Here is a 15,944-nt window from a genome sequence, read left to right on the forward strand (position 1 = left end):
TTTTCTTTGATGTCCCCAATTTGTGGAGCCCATCAACCCCGCCGTTTTGGTTCAAGGTTGATGGGTTTTTTGTTGCCTGAAATTCCCTCACACACAAAATCAATCGCTTACAGCCACGCTTTCTGATGCTGGGCGTCAGCGCCAGACAAAAAACCATATCCCCTTACTTTTTTCTTCCTAGCTTCTGAAAACTATCGCTCCCTGACAGCAAAAGAATAAAATCAGTAAAAACGTCAGCAAGGAAAGCCGCATGTTCGATTTTTATCCCGAGAAAACCTACAGCAGAACGGAAGTAATGAGCAAACCATCACCAGTTCCGCCAATAAATGGCGTCTACTTCTGGTGGTTTAAGGAAATCCCTCCAGGCGTGCCGACCGAGGGCTGCATAACCTCTGACGGCTACACGCTGCTGTACGTTGGTATTTCGCCCGACCACAGAGGGAAACCTAACAGCCGTTCGAACTTAAGGAAACGCATCAAAACGCATTACAGCGGCAATGCAGCTGGTTCGACGCTCAGGCGCACGCTGGGTGTGTTATTGAGTGGTTTAAGTGGCTTTCCTCTGCGCCGCGTGGGTTCTGGATCCAGAATGACATTTACTCACCCTGGCGAGCAGTGGCTGGATGTGTGGATGGAAAAGAATGCTAAAGTTCACTGGCTTCCTGTCGAAGCGCCCTGGGAACTTGAAGACACACTGATCGCATCGCTTTCCTTACCACTAAACATTCAGGGAAATACTCATGGCTTTAAAATGACGCTTTCCGGAATGAGTAGTCAGGCTGCTGCGGAGGCAAGATTGATGGAGATTGCTGATGAGCGGGGTTTCAGGAGACGGGTAATGGCGCAGTAATAAAAATACGCTAGTGTGCCTAGACGAGTCAGCCAATTGTTGCTGCATTCCTTTCGGACGGGGCGCTGCGGTGGTGACTTTTTGCTGACGGCAAACGGATCGTTCAAAAATCTTATATGTCACGAACGTATGTTCAAACTTAATATAGGGGCACTGGTTGTATCGTTCCTTAGTTTAGTAGAAACCTGAAAGCTATTGCGTGTATGCGCGGTCTGGCCGCACATTGGACAATTCATCATTTCGTTTATGTCATTCTTAGCCAGATCGCAATAATGTGACCTTACTGCTCTCCATTTGGAAATAATCATTCAAATTAGGATCCATCTATTATCGCTTAAAGATCCAGACTTGGCGTAAACCGTTATTCGGGCTGACCGAGTGCGTCACCGTGGTTATGGTCCATTATGCTTCATCAATGGGCTGCTTTAAGCCGCTCTTCTTTACTTGCATTTCTGTGTAAAGATCTGCCCAACCTTCTCCGAGCTGCAGGGAGAACTCCAAGCGCCTCCACTGCACCTTTGCGGCACGCTCAGCATTGCTGCGATTGGCATAGTAGATGGCTGGCAGCAAAAATGCTGTTTCGAAATTGCCGCCCTTACAAAGAGCCATCACCTGCTCATCCAACGATGGGCACCATCGGCACGCAGCGTTTCAGTCAGTTAATCCAGTTGGTTTTGGTTTCGATTTCTTCCCCTTTAACCAGCACAGCCAGTTTTCCCAATCCATTCGGTCACGGTACCCGTACGGATCAGGCGCATGATTTCTGTGAGTTATGTTAATGGGAGGAGATTGCATTACCATGAGTGATCGTAAAACTTGTTGTTATTGTGTAGTGTCTCTCACAATGGATTGATGATACTCTTGAATGAGCTCATAAAATTTATCCTAAAACGCGAGATTATTTTAGAAATGATTTTATATAAATACGTTGATTTAAATACGGCAAAAATAATAATAGAAAAATCAACTTTGAAATTTTCAATGGCATCTTCACTTAATGATCCTTTTGAACTTACTAGCTTGCATTATGGATCTGACATTCAATATAAAGATCAATTAATGAATTTTGTTGTTGCATCTATGTCATATGGAATCCTTTCGCTCACACGCAATCCTCTTAATCCTCTGATGTGGGCACATTATGGCAAGGGGGAAAAATTAGAAATTTCGAATGGAATCGATCTTGATCATGGGAATGGCTCTCACGCAGGAATTGTATTTGGAATCGACATAGATGAGGCTGGTTTAAATGATGATAGTTTTAATTTGATTCCAGCAAGATATGGCAATGTTATTTATGCTTCGACTAAACCTAATCACCCTTTCGAAAACTCGGATGACCATCATTTTTTCCAAGGATTATCGTTTGGCTTTACCTCAGAATTACTTGAAGTCCTTCAAAGAACTTTTTTGTACAAACCCGCATATTGGTCTTATGAAGAGGAAGTTAGGGTAGTCAGGAACGTTTGGAGACGAGCGACAGAAATTCAGGAGGTTAAAAGGTCATGCTTCAAAGAAATTTATATTGGAATCAGAAACTCTTTTAATAAAGACTACCTAATTCAATTCAAAGAGTCGATTGCCAGTTTATTACCTGAGTGCAAAGTGTATGTATGCAGCTTTGATAAATCAGAATGGACATTCAATAAAATAACAATTGATGAAGCTGTCCTTAAGTGCATTGAGCGTGAAGCACGATTAAACAAGCCAGCGTAGAAGAAAATCGTAAGTAAGCATCTTCAATTCGTTGTTGATGCTCAATAATTGAAGCTATGATTTTAAAGCTAAATAGTTTTTTATTCTGCTAATAATTCAATTAATAGACCTGCCATTTCTCTTAGCTCTCGATACCACTGACGCCATTTATCATCCACCTGTAAGCGCTGGTTCCGGAAGAACAGGCGCAGCTAGGCTCCAGACGGAAGATTGCCATCTCTCAACATCAGATCTACTTTCGCTTCAGTGGTGCCACCCACTCTCGCTCTCATTTCCGCTTTTCTCCCTCAGTTAAAACATATATGATCATCCATATATAAATCATTCCACCTGCAGGATCGCCCATGCTCCACCCGCTCCAGCTCTTCAAAACCCTCTCCGACGAAACGCGGCTCGCCATCGTCATGCTGCTCCGTGAAGCGGGCGAGCTGTGCGTCTGCGATCTCTGTTCCGCGACCACCGAGTCGCAGCCTAAGGTCTCCCGCCATATGGCGCTGCTGCGCGAGTCCGGGCTGGTTATCGATCGTCGCGAGGGCAAATGGGTCCATTACCGTCTCTCTCCCAACATGCCTGCATGGGCGGCAACCGTAATCGACAACAGCTGGAACTGCCTGCGGGAAGAGACGCGCCTGAAGCTTAAAAATCGACTTTCAGGTTCGTGCTGATAACAACACATTCACAAAAACAGATATAACGGAGTAAAAGATGTTTCTGGCAGGGGCTATTTTTCTGTTTACGCTGGTACTGGTCATCTGGCAGCCCAGGGGGCTCAGTATCGGCTGGAGCGCCACCATTGGTGCCGTGCTGGCGCTGGCCAGCGGCGTGATTCACATTAACGATATTCCTGTCGTGTGGAATATCGTCTGGAACGCCACGGCAACGTTCATTGCCGTCATTATCATCAGCCTGCTGCTGGATGAGTCCGGCTTTTTTGAGTGGGCGGCGCTGCACGTTGCCCGCTGGGGAAACGGTCGTGGACGATTGCTGTTTACGTATATCGTGCTGCTGGGCGCAGCCGTGGCGGCGCTGTTTGCCAATGACGGTGCGGCGCTGATCCTGACGCCTATCGTTATCGCCATGCTGCTGGCGCTGGGGTTCAGCAAGCAGGCCACGCTGGCGTTTGTGATGGCGGCGGGCTTTATCGCCGATACCGCCAGCCTGCCGCTTATTGTCTCGAACCTGGTCAACATCGTGTCGGCAGACTTCTTTAAGCTGGGGTTCAGCGAATACGCCTCGGTGATGATCCCGGTAGATATCGCCGCGATTGCCGCAACGCTGGTAATGCTGCATCTCTTCTTCCGCAAGGAAATCCCCCCGGAATATGACCTGACAAAACTCCGCGAGCCCGCCCGAGCCATTCACGACCTCCCGACGTTCAGAACGGGCTGGATCGTCCTGCTGCTTCTGCTCGTCGGTTTCTTCGTACTTGAACCTCTCGGCATTCCGGTGAGCGCCATTGCGACCGTCGGCGCGCTGATTTTATTCGCTGTCGCAAAACGCGGACATGCGATAAACACCGGAAAAGTGCTGCGCGGCGCGCCGTGGCAGATCGTTATCTTCTCGCTGGGGATGTATCTGGTGGTGTATGGCCTGCGCAATGCCGGGCTGACGGAGTATCTCTCAGGCGTACTGGATAGCCTGGCCGGACACGGGCTGTGGGCTACCACGCTGGGTACCGGGTTCATCACCGCGTTCCTGTCATCCATAATGAACAACATGCCCACGGTGCTGATTGGCGCGCTCTCCATTGATGGCAGCACGGCAACAGGATTGATTAAGGAAGCGATGATTTACGCCAACGTGATTGGCTGCGATCTGGGGCCGAAAATCACGCCTATCGGTAGCCTCGCCACCCTGCTCTGGCTCCACGTGCTGGCGCAGAAGAACATGACGATCACCTGGGGCTACTATTTCCGGACGGGCATCGTTATGACGCTGCCGGTCCTGTTTGTGACGCTCGCCGCGCTGGCGCTACGTCTCTCCTTCACACTGTAATGAGCCACTGATATGAGCCACATCACTGTCTACCACAACCCCGCCTGCGGCACCTCGCGCAACACGCTGGAGATGATCCGCAACAGCGGCACGGAGCCAGAAATTATCCTTTATCTGGAAACCCCACCGTCGCGCGATGAGCTCACCACACTGATTGCCGATATGGGCATTTCGGTGCGGGATCTGCTGCGTAAAAACGTAGAGCCCTATGAACAGCTCGGCCTTGCCGACGATAGCTTCACCGACGACCAGCTTATTGATTTTATGCTGCAGCACCCGATCCTGATTAACCGTCCGATCGTGGTAACGCCGCTGGGCACCCGCCTGTGCCGCCCATCTGAAGTTGTTCTCGACATCCTGCCCGATGTGCAGAAAGGGGCGTTTACGAAAGAGGATGGTGAAGCCGTGGTGGACGCCAGCGGGAAAAAAATCTCGCCAAAGTAACCCGTTGATAATGGCGCAGTAAGGCCTGCCAACCGCATGCCCCACCCATCGGCCAGATTGCATTCGCCGAAACCCGGCACATACTTTTGAGGGTTAATCCTGGTGAGGGTATGCAGGTATGGGCTTTAAAAACAAAACCGCCGTCATCTTCGGCGGCAGCGGCGCCATCGGCAGTTCAGTGGCGCACGCTCTGGCGCGTGAAGGGGCGGATGTATACCTCGCCGCACGTGACCACGCCAGGCTGGAGCAGGTTGCCAGCCGTATTCGTGCCGCCGGAGGGTCTGCCAGCACGTTTATGTTCGATGCGCTCGATGATTCCTCTCAGCTCCCGGACCTTGCCCGCATTGATGTCGTCGTCAACGCCACGGGCTTTATGCACGATCAGGGTAAACGCCTTGAGGCGTTAACGCTCGACGAGTTCAGGCAGGGTTTCGATCCCTTCCTGGCCGCGTATTTTAACATTGCGAAAGCCGCGTCGCCCCGTATGGGTGGCGAGCATGGCGGGACCATAATTACCGTCGTCGCCCCCGCCGCCAATATGACAATGGCGGGCCACCTCGGGCATATCGTCGGCTGCGCGGGAGCGGAAGCCTTGACCCGGGCGCTTGCTGCGGAGCTGGGGACACACAATATTCGCGTACTGTGCGTGCGTTCGCACGCGATAGCCGACGCGGTGCAGGCGGGTTCGTATGTGGGGACCATTTTCGCCGCCAAGGCGCAGGCGATGGGAATTACGGTCGAGCAGTTTCTCGGCGGTGCCGCGCAAAGTACCCTGACGCATCGCCTGCCGACGCTGGCGCAGGTGGCAGACACCATTGCGTTTCTGGCGTCAGATGCGGCAGGCGCCATCACGGGAACCACCGTCAATATGACCGCGGGCGCAACCTAGCGGCCGCCCTCGCCCGCAATCCTGCCCACCATCGCCCGGATCTCTTCGCGGGTTAACGGCGCCCGGTCGGTGACATAGTGCAGCGTCATCCCTTCGATAAACGCGTCCAGCGCGCGGGTGGTGACCGGGTCGAACCACTGCTCCAGCGTGGTCTGGCTCATCTTCATCCAGTCCTGCATCACCGTTTTGAGCGCCGCGCTGCGGTGCATAAAGGCGTAGAGCTGATACATCAGCGCCATGTTGTGCGGCGTGGTCACCTGCGAGCTGTGGATCAGCGTGGTGATAGATTCGCACGCCATTTCCGGCCCGGTGACGCCCGCAAAGAAATCCCGGTACTGCTGCGACATCTGCCGGGTAAACCACGTGAAGGCCTCCTCCAGCAGCGGCTCCATGCCGTCGAAATAGTAGGTCATCGACCCCAGCGGCACGCCCGCACAGGTGGCGATTTTACGGTGCGTGACGGCGTGAATACCGTGCTCGGCGATGGTATCGAGCGTTGCCTGCAGGATCTTCTCCCGTCGATGCGGATCGTTCGGTGGTCTGCTCATAAATTCCTCACGTGGTTTGTGTACAAATGTACACAAACTTGCTAGTGTTGTCGCTATTGTTGTACTTCTGGTGCTACCCCAATGACGCTGACCTCTCCCCGTAAAGCCCTGCAGCTACGCATGTGGGCGCTGTTTATGTTCTTCTTTATTCCCGGCCTGCTGATGGCCTCCTGGGCCACGCGCACCCCCGCCATTCGCGATATTTTGTCCGTTTCTACCGCTGAGATGGGCATCGTGCTGTTCGGCCTGTCGATAGGCTCCATGAGCGGCATTCTCTGCTCCGCTTGGCTGGTTAAGCGCTTCGGTACGCGGGCGGTGATCCGCACCACCATGTGTGTTGCCGTGTTCGGGATGGGGATACTGAGCGTGGCGCTGTGGTTTGCCTCGCCGCTGCTGTTCGCCCTGGGCCTGACGGTATTTGGCGGCAGCTTCGGTTCGGCTGAAGTTGCCATCAACGTTGAAGGGGCGGCGGTCGAACGTGAGATGAACAAAACCGTGCTGCCGATGATGCACGGCTTTTACAGCCTCGGCACGCTGGCCGGTGCCGGCGTGGGGATGGCGCTGACGGCAACCGGCGTGAGCGCGGATCTGCATATCCTGCTGGCGGCGCTGGTGTGCATCGTTCCGATTCTGACCGGCATCCGGGCCATCCCGGACGGTACCGGCAAAAACTCCGCTGACGAACAGCACTCGGCCGAAAAAGGGCTGCCCTTCTACCGCGATTTCCAGCTAATGCTGATCGGCGTGGTGGTGCTGGCGATGGCGTTCGCGGAAGGTTCTGCCAACGACTGGCTGCCGCTGCTGATGGTAGACGGTCACGGCTTTAGCCCAACCTCCGGCTCGCTGATTTACGCCGGGTTTACGCTGGGGATGACTGTGGGTCGCTTCACCGGCGGCTGGTTTATCGACCGCTACAGCCGAGTAGCGGTGGTACGCGCCAGCGCCCTGCTGGGCGGCCTGGGTATTGCGATGATCATCTTTGTCGACGTGGGCTGGATTGCCGGGGTCTCGGTGATCCTCTGGGGACTAGGCGCGTCGCTCGGCTTCCCGCTGACCATTTCAGCCGCCAGCGATACCGGCCCGGACGCCCCGACGCGCGTCAGCGTGGTGGCAACCACGGGCTATCTCGCCTTCCTGGTCGGGCCGCCGCTGCTCGGCTTCCTCGGCGAGCACTACGGGCTGCGCAGCGCCATGCTGGTGGTGTTAGGGTTGGTCATTATCGCGGCGCTGGTGGCGCGCGCGGTGGCAAAGCCGGAAACGAATCAAACGACACTGGAGAAGGGATATGAGCGTTAAACTGATCGCCGTCGACATGGATGGTACTTTTCTAAGCGATGCCAAGACCTATAATCGGCCGCGCTTTCTGGCGCAGTACGCCCGCATGAAGGCGCAAGGCATTCGCTTCGTGGTTGCCAGCGGCAACCAGTATTACCAGCTGATCTCCTTTTTCCCGGAGATAGCGCATGAAATCGCCTTCGTCGCCGAAAACGGCGGCTGGGTCGTGAGCGAAGGTGAGGATGTCTTTAACGGCGAACTGTCGAAAGCCCATTTCGAGACCGTCGCGAACGTGTTAAGCGACGTGCCGGGCATTGAGATCATCGCCTGCGGCAAAAGCAGCGCGTACACGCTGAAATGCTATGACGAGGGCTTTAAGGATATCGCGGCGAAATACTATCACCGTCTCGAAATGGTGAGTGATTTTGACAACCTGAACGATATTTTCTTCAAGTTCGGGCTTAACGTTTCTGACGATGAAATTCCGCGGATTCAGGCGCTGCTGCATGAACGGCTAGGCGACATCATGGTGCCCGTCACGACCGGTCACGGTAGTATCGACCTGATCATCCCCGGCGTGCATAAAGCCAACGGTCTGCGGATCCTGCAAAAGCGCTGGGGCATTGACGATAGCGAAGTGGTGGCCTTCGGCGACAGCGGCAACGACGTGGAGATGCTGCGTCAGTCCGGGTTCAGCTTTGCGATGGCGAATGCCAGACCGCATATTAAAGCGGTGGCGCGTTTTGAAGCGCCGCACAATAACGATGAAGGCGTTTTGAACGTGATTGAGAAGGTGTTGAACGGGGAGGCGCCGTTTAACTGATACCGTGCGGTCTGGTGCCCTCACCCTAGCCCTCTCCCACAGGGAGAGGGGATAAACAGGTTAAGGTTGCAGGGCGTTCCCGACGCGTTTGTCCTTCAGGAACACGAGCATCAGTCCAACCCACAGCACGCCGTTAGCGAGGTTAAACAGGCTGAACAGACCGTTGCCGCCCATCGCGTAGGCATGCTTGCTCACCTCAATACCGACGGTAAAAATCAGCATCTGCAGCATCCCCATCGCCGCTGAGACCGTGCCTTTACTCATCTCGCTGGCAAACAGCGTCAGGCGCACCAGCCCGGCGTTGGCCACGCCAATTCCGAAGGCATAGAGGCTGAGCCCCGCCGTCATCCACAGATAGGCATGGGATGACGCGACGGTCGCCACAGCAGCCAGAATCAGCCCTGCCGCAATCGGCCAGCCGCCCATGATAATCAGTGAACGCACGGTGCGGCGTGACGTCAGACGTGCCAGCACCAGGTTCCCGATAATCAGCGCGCCAAAGATCGGCACCTGCAGCAGGCCGTACTCATAGCTGCTGAGCTTTTCACCGCTGATGATAATGACCGGCGACTGGGCAATCCATGCCAGCAGCGGCAGGCTAACGAAACCGGTCGCCAGCGCGCCCGCCACAAAGCGGACATTCTTCAGCACTTCTTTGTAATCCCGCCCCAGCTCTTTCAGCGAGAGTTTCTCGCCGATGCGGGTGGCCGTTTCCGGCATCGCGCGGTGCAGGCCAAAGAACGCGAAGGCGGCGAGAAGCGCAAAGAGCACAAACATCCCTTCCCACGGCGCAACATGCACCCACGCGGCACCCACCAGCGGCCCGAGTAAGGGGGCGATCAGCGCCACGTTCGCCATCAGCGCGGTAATTTTGATGCACACCGCCTCTTCAAACGACTCCTGAATGGCGGCATACCCCACGGCGCCGATAAAGCACAGGCTCACCCCCTGCAGGAAGCGCAGCAGGGTAAATTGTTCAATGTTTTGCGCCAGCAGCGTGGCGAGACAGGTGACGATAAACCACACCACGCCCGTGAGCATCACCGGTCGGCGGCCAATACGATCCGACAGCGGCCCTAACAGCCACTGCAAAAACATGCCGCCGGCCAGATAGGCGGTCATGGAGGTCGGTACCCACTCAATTCCCGCGTTGTACTGCGCCACAACGGTCAGCATACCGGGCTGGATCATATCGTTGCCGATATAGGTAGAGAATTCGTAGAGCACCAGACACAGGGGGAAAAGCAGCGCCTGACGACCCAGACGTGAACCAGAAGAAGAACGGTTTAACATGCAATCTCTTAATAATGACAAAATCGCGACGAGTTTAATGAAATGCCGCAGCCCGAGATAGTGATTTATCGAGGGTAAACAGAAATAAAGCACATATCGTCTTCGTTTAAGGTTTCCTTAATTTGACAGATTTATGATAGCCCCATTACTCGTCAACGATCCCAAATTATGGCACCCACTTCCAGCCGTTCAGAATTGTCTAACTTACAGACAAATAAGACAAAACGACTTTACCGCTTGCCGTCCCGCTTTTATGGTTATCAGCTTTTCGTACTGATCGCCCTTGCCGTGCTTTTCACGTGGCTATCGCGCAATGAAGCGCTCGACAGAGGGATCACCGGTTTTTGGTATGACGCGGCAACGCAGAGCTTTCCGCTGCAGAAAGATCATCTGCTGGATCTGCTGAACCACCGCCTGGCGAAGTACATTGCCATCGCCTTAGGTGCCCTGGCGCTGTTTTACGGCGCTTACAAGCGTAACGCAAGGCTGGTCACGGCGGCGCTGCTGATGGGCGTTGGCGCGCTGGTGGTGGGCGTGCTGAAAAGCGTGAGCCATCACAGCTGCCCGTGGGATCTGGTGGAATATGGCGGTAAGGCGGTGTCTTATCCTCTGTTCAGCGCCGTCCCTGCCGACAGCGGTCCGGGGCGCTGTTTCCCCGGCGGTCATGCCTCCAGCGGCTTTATGGTGATGGGGCTGTTTTTTGCCTTCTGGCGCGAGCGTCCGCGTCTCGCCTGGTGCTTCGTCGCGCTGGGCGTGGTGTTAGGTCTGGCGATGGGCTATGGCCAGGTCATGCGCGGGGCGCATTTTTTCTCTCACAACCTGTGGGCCGGGTGGTGGGTCTGGTTTTCCCAGGTGGTGGTCTACGGGCTTATTTCCACCCGGTTTGCTAAAGAGTGATAACGCTATGTTAGAGAATCTGAATTATCAGCTGTTTTATCTGATCAACGCCACGCCAGCCTCGCCTGAGTGGACGATCGATTTTGCCACCTTCCTGGCAAAGGATCTAATCAGTATCGTTCCTGCACTGGCTGCGATTCTCTGGCTGTGGGGCCCCCGCAGCCAGGTGAAGGCACACCGCCAGCTGGTGATAAAAGTGGCGATGGCGCTGGGCGTGAGCATTCTGGTCAGTTTCGCACTGGGTCATGTATTCCCACACCCCCGTCCTTTTGTGGCTCACGTGGGCTATACCTTCCTGCACCACGCGCCGGATGACTCGTTCCCGAGCGATCACGGTACGGTGATCTTCACCTTCGCGCTGGCTTTCCTGTTCTGGCATCGCCTGTGGTCTGGTGCGGTCCTGATGGTGGCGGCCCTGGCAATCGCCTGGTCTCGCATTTACCTGGGCGTTCACTGGCCGATGGATATGGTGGGCGGTTTCCTGGTGGGGCTGATTGGCTGCGTGAGCGCGTCTATTCTGTGGAGCCTCTTCGGTGAAGCGCTCTACCGCACGCTTTCCTCACTCTATCGCGCCATTTTCGCTATCCCGATCCGCAAAGGCTGGATACGTGACTAACCCCAACCTGACAGGTTACACTTGAACCCCCGCCCTGCGGGGGTTCACTTTTTTATCCCGAGGAACTATGGAAACACGACGCGATGACCGCATTGCTCAGCTGCTACAGGCGCTGAAGCGCAGCGATAAGCTGCATCTTAAGGAAGCCGCCAACCTCCTCGGCGTCTCAGAGATGACCATTCGTCGGGATCTGAACAGCGAAAGCGCGCCCGTCGTGCTGCTGGGCGGGTATATTGTGCTTGAGCCGCGTAGCGCCAGCCATTACCTGATCAGCGACCAGAAGACGCGCCTGGTGGAAGAGAAACGCAAAGCCGCACGGCTTGCGGCTTCGCTGGTACAGCCGCACCAGACGCTGTTTTTTGACTGCGGCACCACCACGCCGTGGATTATCGAAGCCATCGACAGCAGCATCCCTTTCACCGCCGTGTGCTATTCCCTGAACACCTTTCTGGCGCTTCAGGAGAAACCCGAGTGTCGGGTGATCCTCTGCGGCGGTGAGTTTCACGCCAGCAACGCCATCTTTAAGCCGCTTAACCTGCAGGACACGCTCAGCAATCTCTGCCCGGATATCGCGTTTTATTCCGCCGCGGGCGTCAACGTGCGTCAGGGCGCGACCTGCTTTAACCTGGAAGAGCTGCCGGTGAAGCACTGGGCGTTAAGCGCGGCGCAGTATCATGTGCTGGTGGTCGATCACAGCAAGTTTGGTAAGGTGCGTTCGGCAAGAATGGGCGAGCTGGCGCAGTTCGATGCCATCGTCAGCGACTGCCGCCCGGACGACGAGATTGTGGCCCATGCAAAGGCGCAGCAGGTGAAGTTGATGTATTGAGGTTATGCCGGGTGGCGGCTTCGCCTTACCCGGCCTACAGCAGCTCGAACGTAGGCCGGGTAAGCGCAGCGCCACCCGGCAAAAAACTTAGCTGAACCAGCTGCCAAACCACCCGTGGAATTTCATCATCACGAAATCCCACATCCGGCTGAAGAAGCCGCCCTCTTCCACCGCTTCCATTACAATCAGCGGACGCTGTTCAATCGACTTACCGTTTAGCTGGAAATCAATCGTCCCGACCACCTGGCCTTTCTTCAGCGGGGCGGTGAGCTGCGGGTCGGTCAGGGTAAAGCTGGCCTTCAGGTTTTTCAGCTGACCGCGCGGAATGGTCACCGAGCCGCCTTCACCGGCGCCCAGATTCACTTCGCTCTTGTCGCCGAACCAGACGCGCTGGCTGACGAACGTGGCATCCGGTTTAATCGGCGTCACGGTTTCATAGAAGCGGAAGCCCCAGGTCAGGAGTTTTTCTGATTCGTTAAAACGGATGCGGTCGGTTTTGGTCCCCAGCACCACCGAAATCAGGCGCATGTCGCCCTGCGTCGCGGAGGCCACCAGGTTATAGCCTGCACCCGCCGTGGTGCCGGTTTTCATCCCGTCCACGTTAACGTTGCTGCTCCACAGCAGGCGGTTGCGGTTCGGCTGGCGGATTTTATTGAAGGTAAACTCTTTCTCTTTATGAATGGCGTATTCATCCGGCACGTCGTGGATCAGCGCTTTTCCCAGCAGCGCCATGTCGCGCGCGGTACTGAACTGTCCCGGGGAATCCAGACCGTGAACCGTTTTGAACGTGGTGTTGGTTAAGCCCAACTTCTGCGCGTAGCCATTCATCAGACCGATAAATGAATCCTGACTTCCCGCGACGTAATCCGCCAGCGCGATACAGGCGTCATTGCCGGACTGGATAATCACCCCTTTATTCAAATCAGATACGGAGACCTGATCCCCTGGCTTCAGGAACATCACTGAAGACCCGCGCAGCGCCGGGTTGCCGGTGGCCCAGGCATCCTTCCCGATGGTGACCATATCGTCCAGCTTGATCTTGCCCGCTTTCAACGCCTGGCCTACCACATAGCTGGTCATGATTTTGGTCAGGCTTGCCGGATCGAGTTTCTCATCCGCATTCCCTTCCGCCAGCACTTTACCGCTGGAGTAGTCCATCAGGATCCAGGCGCGCGCATCGACAGGTGGCGCTTCTGGTGCAGCCTGCTCAGCTGCGTAGAGAGTTGGTGCAAACAGGAAAAGGAGCGCAGAGCCTGCCGCCAGGCTGCGCAGAGAAGTCATTTTACGCGTCATAAATGCCACCCGAGTGTCCATTCAAAAATTACGTCACATCACCGTGTCGCAAGAAGCGATGAGTAATAGCGCACTAAAACGGTTAAAGAAACCCAACGAGGGTAAAGTTATTAAAGTTTATGCAATAACATTCAGATACGCTTTGATTAAGACGTTTTTTTTGTCTTCTGTTGCGTAATTGTTAGGTTTATCTCACCATGACGAGAAGCTGATTCGGATTCACATCTCATCGGGAGTAAATATGATTACGCTGTGGGGCAGGAATAATTCGACCAACGTTAAGAAAGTGCTCTGGACGCTGGAAGAGCTGGATTTACCGTTCAATCAAATCATGGCCGGGCTGTCGTTTGGCGTGAATAAAGAGGCCGACTATCTGGCCATGAACCCGAACGGCCTGGTGCCGCTGCTGCGCGATGATGAAACAGACGCGACGCTTTGGGAGTCCAACACCATTGTGCGTTACCTCGCCGCCCAGTACGGTCAGGGCCGCCTGTGGGTAGAAAGCCCGGCCCGCCGCGCCCAGGGCGAAAAGTGGATGGACTGGGCGAACCAGACGCTTTCACCCACCCACCGCGTGATCCTGATGGGGCTTATCCGCACGCCGGAAGCCGAGCGTGACTATCCGGCTATTCATGCCGCGCAGGATGTCTGCGAAAATCTGTTTGCGATGATGGATGACGAGCTGGCGAAGCACGCCTGGTTCTCCGGTGAGGCGTTCGGCACAGGCGATATCGCCGTGGCGCCGTTCGTCTGGAACCTGACCAACATGGGCCTGAAGTGGACGCCGCGCCCTCACCTTGAGCGCTGGCTTAAACAGCTGAGCGATCGCCCGGCGTACCGCAACGTGGTGATGATCCCGGTCACCTGATTACGCACCGGACGGGCTGACTTTTAACAGCTGCCCGTCCGTCTCGTCGGTCAGCACATATAAATAGCCGTCCGGCCCCACCCGCACATCGCGAATACGTTGATTCCGGTCGCCCAGAATGCGCCCGTCCTCCGTCACCTTGTTTCCCTCTACGCTCAGCACTATCACGTCTTTTTCCTTTAGCGCCCCAATAAACAGCTTGTTTTTCCACTGCGGGAAGACGTCGCTGTTGTAGAACGCCATGCCGCTGACCGCAGGTGACACTTTCCAGACGAACAGCGGTTTTTCGGTTCCCTCAACGTGCTCGCCTTTGGCTTCCGGAATTTTCAGACCGCTGTAGTTGATGCCGTGCGTCGCCAGCGGCCAGCCGTAGTTCTTTCCTTTCTCCGGGATGTTGATCTCATCCCCGCCGCGCGGGCCGTGCTCGTTCAGCCACAGCGTGTCGCTCCAGGGATTCATCGCCATCCCCTGCGGATTGCGTATGCCGTAAGACCAGATTTCGGGTCGCGCGCCGGGGGTATTCACAAAGGGGTTATCCGGCGGCACTTTTCCGTTTTCGGTGAGGCGCACCACTTTACCCTGCAATTTATCCAGATCCTGCGCCGTCGGACGCTGGTTGTTCTCGCCGAGTCCGATAAACAGAGCGCCTTTGCCGTCGAACACCAGTCGCCCACCAAAATGGTTACCGGTCGAGAGTTTCGGCATCTGGCGGAACACCACCTGGAAGGCTTCAATGCGCGTAAAATCGTCGCTCAATCGACCATAGCCCACCGCCGTACCGGCTTTGCCGTCACTCCCTTCTTCGGCGAAGCTCAGCCAGATGCGGCGCGATTTTTCAAAATCCGGGGCGAGGACCACGTCCAGCAATCCTCCCTGACCGTTTGCCCAGACCTTCGGCACGCCGACAATCGGATCGGACAGCCCTTTTCCGGCCTGCCAGCGTTTGAGCTGACCGCCCTTCAGGGTGACCAGCAGGCCTTTATTGTCCGGCAGAAACGCCAGAGACCAGGGGTGATCGAGTTTATTTTGCAGCACCTCGACCTTGACCGCCTCAGGGGCAGCAAGAAGCGAAAACGGAATGAACAACGCAGGCAGGGAAATTAGCGAGGATCGAGGCATAACGCGCTCCTTTATCGGCATATGGCATAAAGGTTAGCCACTGCATCCGGGCGCGTTACCACTTTTACAAAAGCTTAATCAGAAGGGGGAGTTGCCTCCCCCTGGGCTCAGTGCTGTTCAAGCTTCTCGTGCTCGTTCAGGCACATGATGCATAGAGAGAGCGTGGTCAGGCAGTTTTCAAGCTTCTCCGCGTTAACAGCGATAAAATTCGGGCAGTCGTGGCGTCCATTCATCAAACATACCCCAGCGATGGAGAGCACCTCAGCGGCCCGGCGCAGTGCGATTAGCTCACTTTCGCCGTATTTCGCCTTCAGGGTCGGTGCTTTTTCACGCATGAAATTGCAAAGTTCAAACAGGTTATCACGCAGATGTTCGCTTTCGCTGACTGACATATACCCTTTTGCCTTCCTCAACTGCAGGTACGCGGCCAGGTCGATTCGGGCGTTGATCAGCTTGTTCAGCAGATCGCGTTTTAGTCTGTCAACGGTCATG

At 55.3% G+C, this 15,944-nt stretch carries 17 protein-coding genes and 2 pseudogenes; 12 read left to right on the top strand and 7 right to left on the bottom strand.

The window, feature by feature from the left end; genetic code table 11:
* Window positions 1-250: 250 nt before the first annotated feature.
* Window positions 251-850 (top strand): GIY-YIG nuclease family protein, encoded by a 600-nt coding sequence (locus V4835_RS16565; RefSeq protein ID WP_331412893.1) that lies wholly within the window; start codon window positions 251-253, stop codon window positions 848-850.
* 36 nt (window positions 851-886) lie between these two features.
* Here V4835_RS16565 and V4835_RS16570 read toward each other — a convergent pair.
* Both V4835_RS16570 and V4835_RS16575 read right to left on the bottom strand, forming a co-directional pair.
* A pseudogene (locus V4835_RS16570) lies at window positions 887-1,089 on the bottom strand (ogr/Delta-like zinc finger family protein); the annotation flags it as partial.
* A 166-nt stretch (window positions 1,090-1,255) separates the two neighbouring features.
* A pseudogene (locus tag V4835_RS16575) lies at window positions 1,256-1,402 on the bottom strand (hypothetical protein); the annotation flags it as partial.
* Between the two features lie 309 nt (window positions 1,403-1,711).
* Here V4835_RS16575 and V4835_RS16580 point away from each other — a divergent pair.
* From V4835_RS16580 to V4835_RS16605, 5 genes are all read left to right on the top strand, one after another.
* Window positions 1,712-2,566 (top strand): DUF2971 domain-containing protein, encoded by an 855-nt coding sequence (locus V4835_RS16580; RefSeq protein ID WP_331412894.1) that lies wholly within the window; start codon window positions 1,712-1,714, stop codon window positions 2,564-2,566.
* A gap of 344 nt (window positions 2,567-2,910) precedes the next feature.
* Entirely contained in the window at window positions 2,911-3,231 is a 321-nt protein-coding gene (locus V4835_RS16590; protein ID WP_331412896.1) for a metalloregulator ArsR/SmtB family transcription factor, read from the top strand.
* Window positions 3,232-3,271: 40 nt separating this feature from the next.
* On the top strand, window positions 3,272-4,561 hold the full coding sequence (locus V4835_RS16595; protein ID WP_121425693.1) for an arsenic transporter: 1,290 nt from the start codon (window positions 3,272-3,274) through the stop codon (window positions 4,559-4,561).
* Window positions 4,562-4,573: 12 nt separating this feature from the next.
* Complete coding sequence (gene arsC / locus V4835_RS16600) at window positions 4,574-5,005, top strand: glutaredoxin-dependent arsenate reductase (RefSeq protein ID WP_063143060.1); 432 nt, start codon at window positions 4,574-4,576, stop codon at window positions 5,003-5,005.
* Between the two features lie 118 nt (window positions 5,006-5,123).
* Window positions 5,124-5,894 (top strand): SDR family NAD(P)-dependent oxidoreductase, encoded by a 771-nt coding sequence (locus V4835_RS16605; protein WP_331412898.1) that lies wholly within the window; start codon window positions 5,124-5,126, stop codon window positions 5,892-5,894.
* Here the strand turns inward: V4835_RS16605 and V4835_RS16610 are convergent.
* On the bottom strand, window positions 5,891-6,442 hold the full coding sequence (locus tag V4835_RS16610; RefSeq protein WP_033145035.1) for a TetR/AcrR family transcriptional regulator: 552 nt from the start codon (window positions 6,440-6,442) through the stop codon (window positions 5,891-5,893). The genes V4835_RS16605 and V4835_RS16610 overlap by 4 nt on opposite strands.
* A gap of 81 nt (window positions 6,443-6,523) precedes the next feature.
* On the opposite strand from V4835_RS16610, the gene V4835_RS16615 reads away from it, so the two are divergent.
* On the top strand, window positions 6,524-7,738 hold the full coding sequence (locus V4835_RS16615) for an MFS transporter (protein ID WP_331412899.1): 1,215 nt from the start codon (window positions 6,524-6,526) through the stop codon (window positions 7,736-7,738).
* Window positions 7,728-8,540 (top strand): Cof-type HAD-IIB family hydrolase, encoded by an 813-nt coding sequence (locus V4835_RS16620; protein ID WP_063143064.1) that lies wholly within the window; start codon window positions 7,728-7,730, stop codon window positions 8,538-8,540. The genes V4835_RS16615 and V4835_RS16620 overlap by 11 nt, the downstream gene beginning before the upstream one ends.
* 60 nt (window positions 8,541-8,600) lie before the next feature.
* Here V4835_RS16620 and V4835_RS16625 read toward each other — a convergent pair whose 3' ends face one another.
* Window positions 8,601-9,833 carry an MFS transporter gene (locus V4835_RS16625; RefSeq protein ID WP_331412900.1) on the bottom strand — a complete coding sequence of 411 codons (1,233 nt, stop codon included), beginning with the start codon at window positions 9,831-9,833 and terminating at the stop codon, window positions 8,601-8,603.
* A 168-nt stretch (window positions 9,834-10,001) separates the two neighbouring features.
* Between V4835_RS16625 and V4835_RS16630 the strand changes: the two genes are divergently transcribed.
* The 3 genes from V4835_RS16630 (at window position 10,002) to deoR (ending at window position 12,172) form a co-directional block, all read left to right on the top strand.
* Window positions 10,002-10,730 carry a phosphatase PAP2 family protein gene (locus tag V4835_RS16630; protein WP_331412902.1) on the top strand — a complete coding sequence of 243 codons (729 nt, stop codon included), beginning with the start codon at window positions 10,002-10,004 and terminating at the stop codon, window positions 10,728-10,730.
* Between the two features lie 7 nt (window positions 10,731-10,737).
* Complete coding sequence (gene ybjG / locus V4835_RS16635) at window positions 10,738-11,346, top strand: undecaprenyl-diphosphate phosphatase (RefSeq protein ID WP_063143067.1); 609 nt, start codon at window positions 10,738-10,740, stop codon at window positions 11,344-11,346.
* 67 nt (window positions 11,347-11,413) lie between these two features.
* Window positions 11,414-12,172 carry a DNA-binding transcriptional repressor DeoR gene (gene deoR, locus V4835_RS16640; protein WP_008503427.1) on the top strand — a complete coding sequence of 253 codons (759 nt, stop codon included), beginning with the start codon at window positions 11,414-11,416 and terminating at the stop codon, window positions 12,170-12,172.
* A gap of 87 nt (window positions 12,173-12,259) precedes the next feature.
* Here deoR and dacC read toward each other — a convergent pair whose 3' ends face one another.
* Window positions 12,260-13,465 carry a serine-type D-Ala-D-Ala carboxypeptidase gene (dacC, locus tag V4835_RS16645; RefSeq protein ID WP_063143225.1) on the bottom strand — a complete coding sequence of 402 codons (1,206 nt, stop codon included), beginning with the start codon at window positions 13,463-13,465 and terminating at the stop codon, window positions 12,260-12,262.
* Between the two features lie 241 nt (window positions 13,466-13,706).
* Here dacC and V4835_RS16650 point away from each other — a divergent pair, with 241 nt between their 5' ends.
* Window positions 13,707-14,333 (top strand): glutathione S-transferase family protein, encoded by a 627-nt coding sequence (locus V4835_RS16650; RefSeq protein WP_331412905.1) that lies wholly within the window; start codon window positions 13,707-13,709, stop codon window positions 14,331-14,333.
* Here V4835_RS16650 and V4835_RS16655 read toward each other — a convergent pair whose 3' ends face one another.
* Together V4835_RS16655 and bssR are read right to left on the bottom strand one after the other, a co-directional pair.
* Window positions 14,334-15,452: a PQQ-dependent sugar dehydrogenase gene (locus V4835_RS16655; protein ID WP_331412906.1), complete on the bottom strand. Its 1,119-nt coding sequence runs from the start codon at window positions 15,450-15,452 to the stop codon at window positions 14,334-14,336. It abuts the gene before it with no gap.
* Between the two features lie 107 nt (window positions 15,453-15,559).
* Entirely contained in the window at window positions 15,560-15,943 is a 384-nt protein-coding gene (bssR, locus tag V4835_RS16660) for a biofilm formation regulator BssR (protein ID WP_023310914.1), read from the bottom strand.
* Window position 15,944: the final 1 nt, after the last annotated feature.

It is taken from the genome of Enterobacter cloacae complex sp. CARB60, from assembly GCF_036487345.1.
GTDB classification, from domain to species: domain Bacteria; phylum Pseudomonadota; class Gammaproteobacteria; order Enterobacterales; family Enterobacteriaceae; genus Enterobacter; species Enterobacter asburiae_D.

Excerpts from the sequence above, each read along its gene's own strand:
- V4835_RS16630 (WP_331412902.1), top strand. The coding sequence starts at position 10,002 with ATGGCACCCACTTCCAGCCGTTCAGAATTGTCTAACTTACAGACAAAT.
- V4835_RS16620 (WP_063143064.1), top strand. The coding sequence starts at position 7,728 with ATGAGCGTTAAACTGATCGCCGTCGACATGGATGGTACTTTTCTAAGC.
- V4835_RS16655 (WP_331412906.1), bottom strand. The coding sequence starts at position 15,452 with ATGCCTCGATCCTCGCTAATTTCCCTGCCTGCGTTGTTCATTCCGTTT.
- V4835_RS16625 (WP_331412900.1), bottom strand. The coding sequence starts at position 9,833 with ATGTTAAACCGTTCTTCTTCTGGTTCACGTCTGGGTCGTCAGGCGCTG.
- V4835_RS16565 (WP_331412893.1), top strand. The coding sequence starts at position 251 with ATGTTCGATTTTTATCCCGAGAAAACCTACAGCAGAACGGAAGTAATG.
- bssR (WP_023310914.1), bottom strand. The coding sequence starts at position 15,943 with ATGACCGTTGACAGACTAAAACGCGATCTGCTGAACAAGCTGATCAAC.
- deoR (WP_008503427.1), top strand. The coding sequence starts at position 11,414 with ATGGAAACACGACGCGATGACCGCATTGCTCAGCTGCTACAGGCGCTG.
- dacC (WP_063143225.1), bottom strand. The coding sequence starts at position 13,465 with ATGACGCGTAAAATGACTTCTCTGCGCAGCCTGGCGGCAGGCTCTGCG.
- V4835_RS16615 (WP_331412899.1), top strand. The coding sequence starts at position 6,524 with ATGACGCTGACCTCTCCCCGTAAAGCCCTGCAGCTACGCATGTGGGCG.
- arsC (WP_063143060.1), top strand. The coding sequence starts at position 4,574 with ATGAGCCACATCACTGTCTACCACAACCCCGCCTGCGGCACCTCGCGC.
- V4835_RS16650 (WP_331412905.1), top strand. The coding sequence starts at position 13,707 with ATGATTACGCTGTGGGGCAGGAATAATTCGACCAACGTTAAGAAAGTG.
- V4835_RS16595 (WP_121425693.1), top strand. The coding sequence starts at position 3,272 with ATGTTTCTGGCAGGGGCTATTTTTCTGTTTACGCTGGTACTGGTCATC.
- V4835_RS16605 (WP_331412898.1), top strand. The coding sequence starts at position 5,124 with ATGGGCTTTAAAAACAAAACCGCCGTCATCTTCGGCGGCAGCGGCGCC.
- V4835_RS16590 (WP_331412896.1), top strand. The coding sequence starts at position 2,911 with ATGCTCCACCCGCTCCAGCTCTTCAAAACCCTCTCCGACGAAACGCGG.
- ybjG (WP_063143067.1), top strand. The coding sequence starts at position 10,738 with ATGTTAGAGAATCTGAATTATCAGCTGTTTTATCTGATCAACGCCACG.
- V4835_RS16610 (WP_033145035.1), bottom strand. The coding sequence starts at position 6,442 with ATGAGCAGACCACCGAACGATCCGCATCGACGGGAGAAGATCCTGCAG.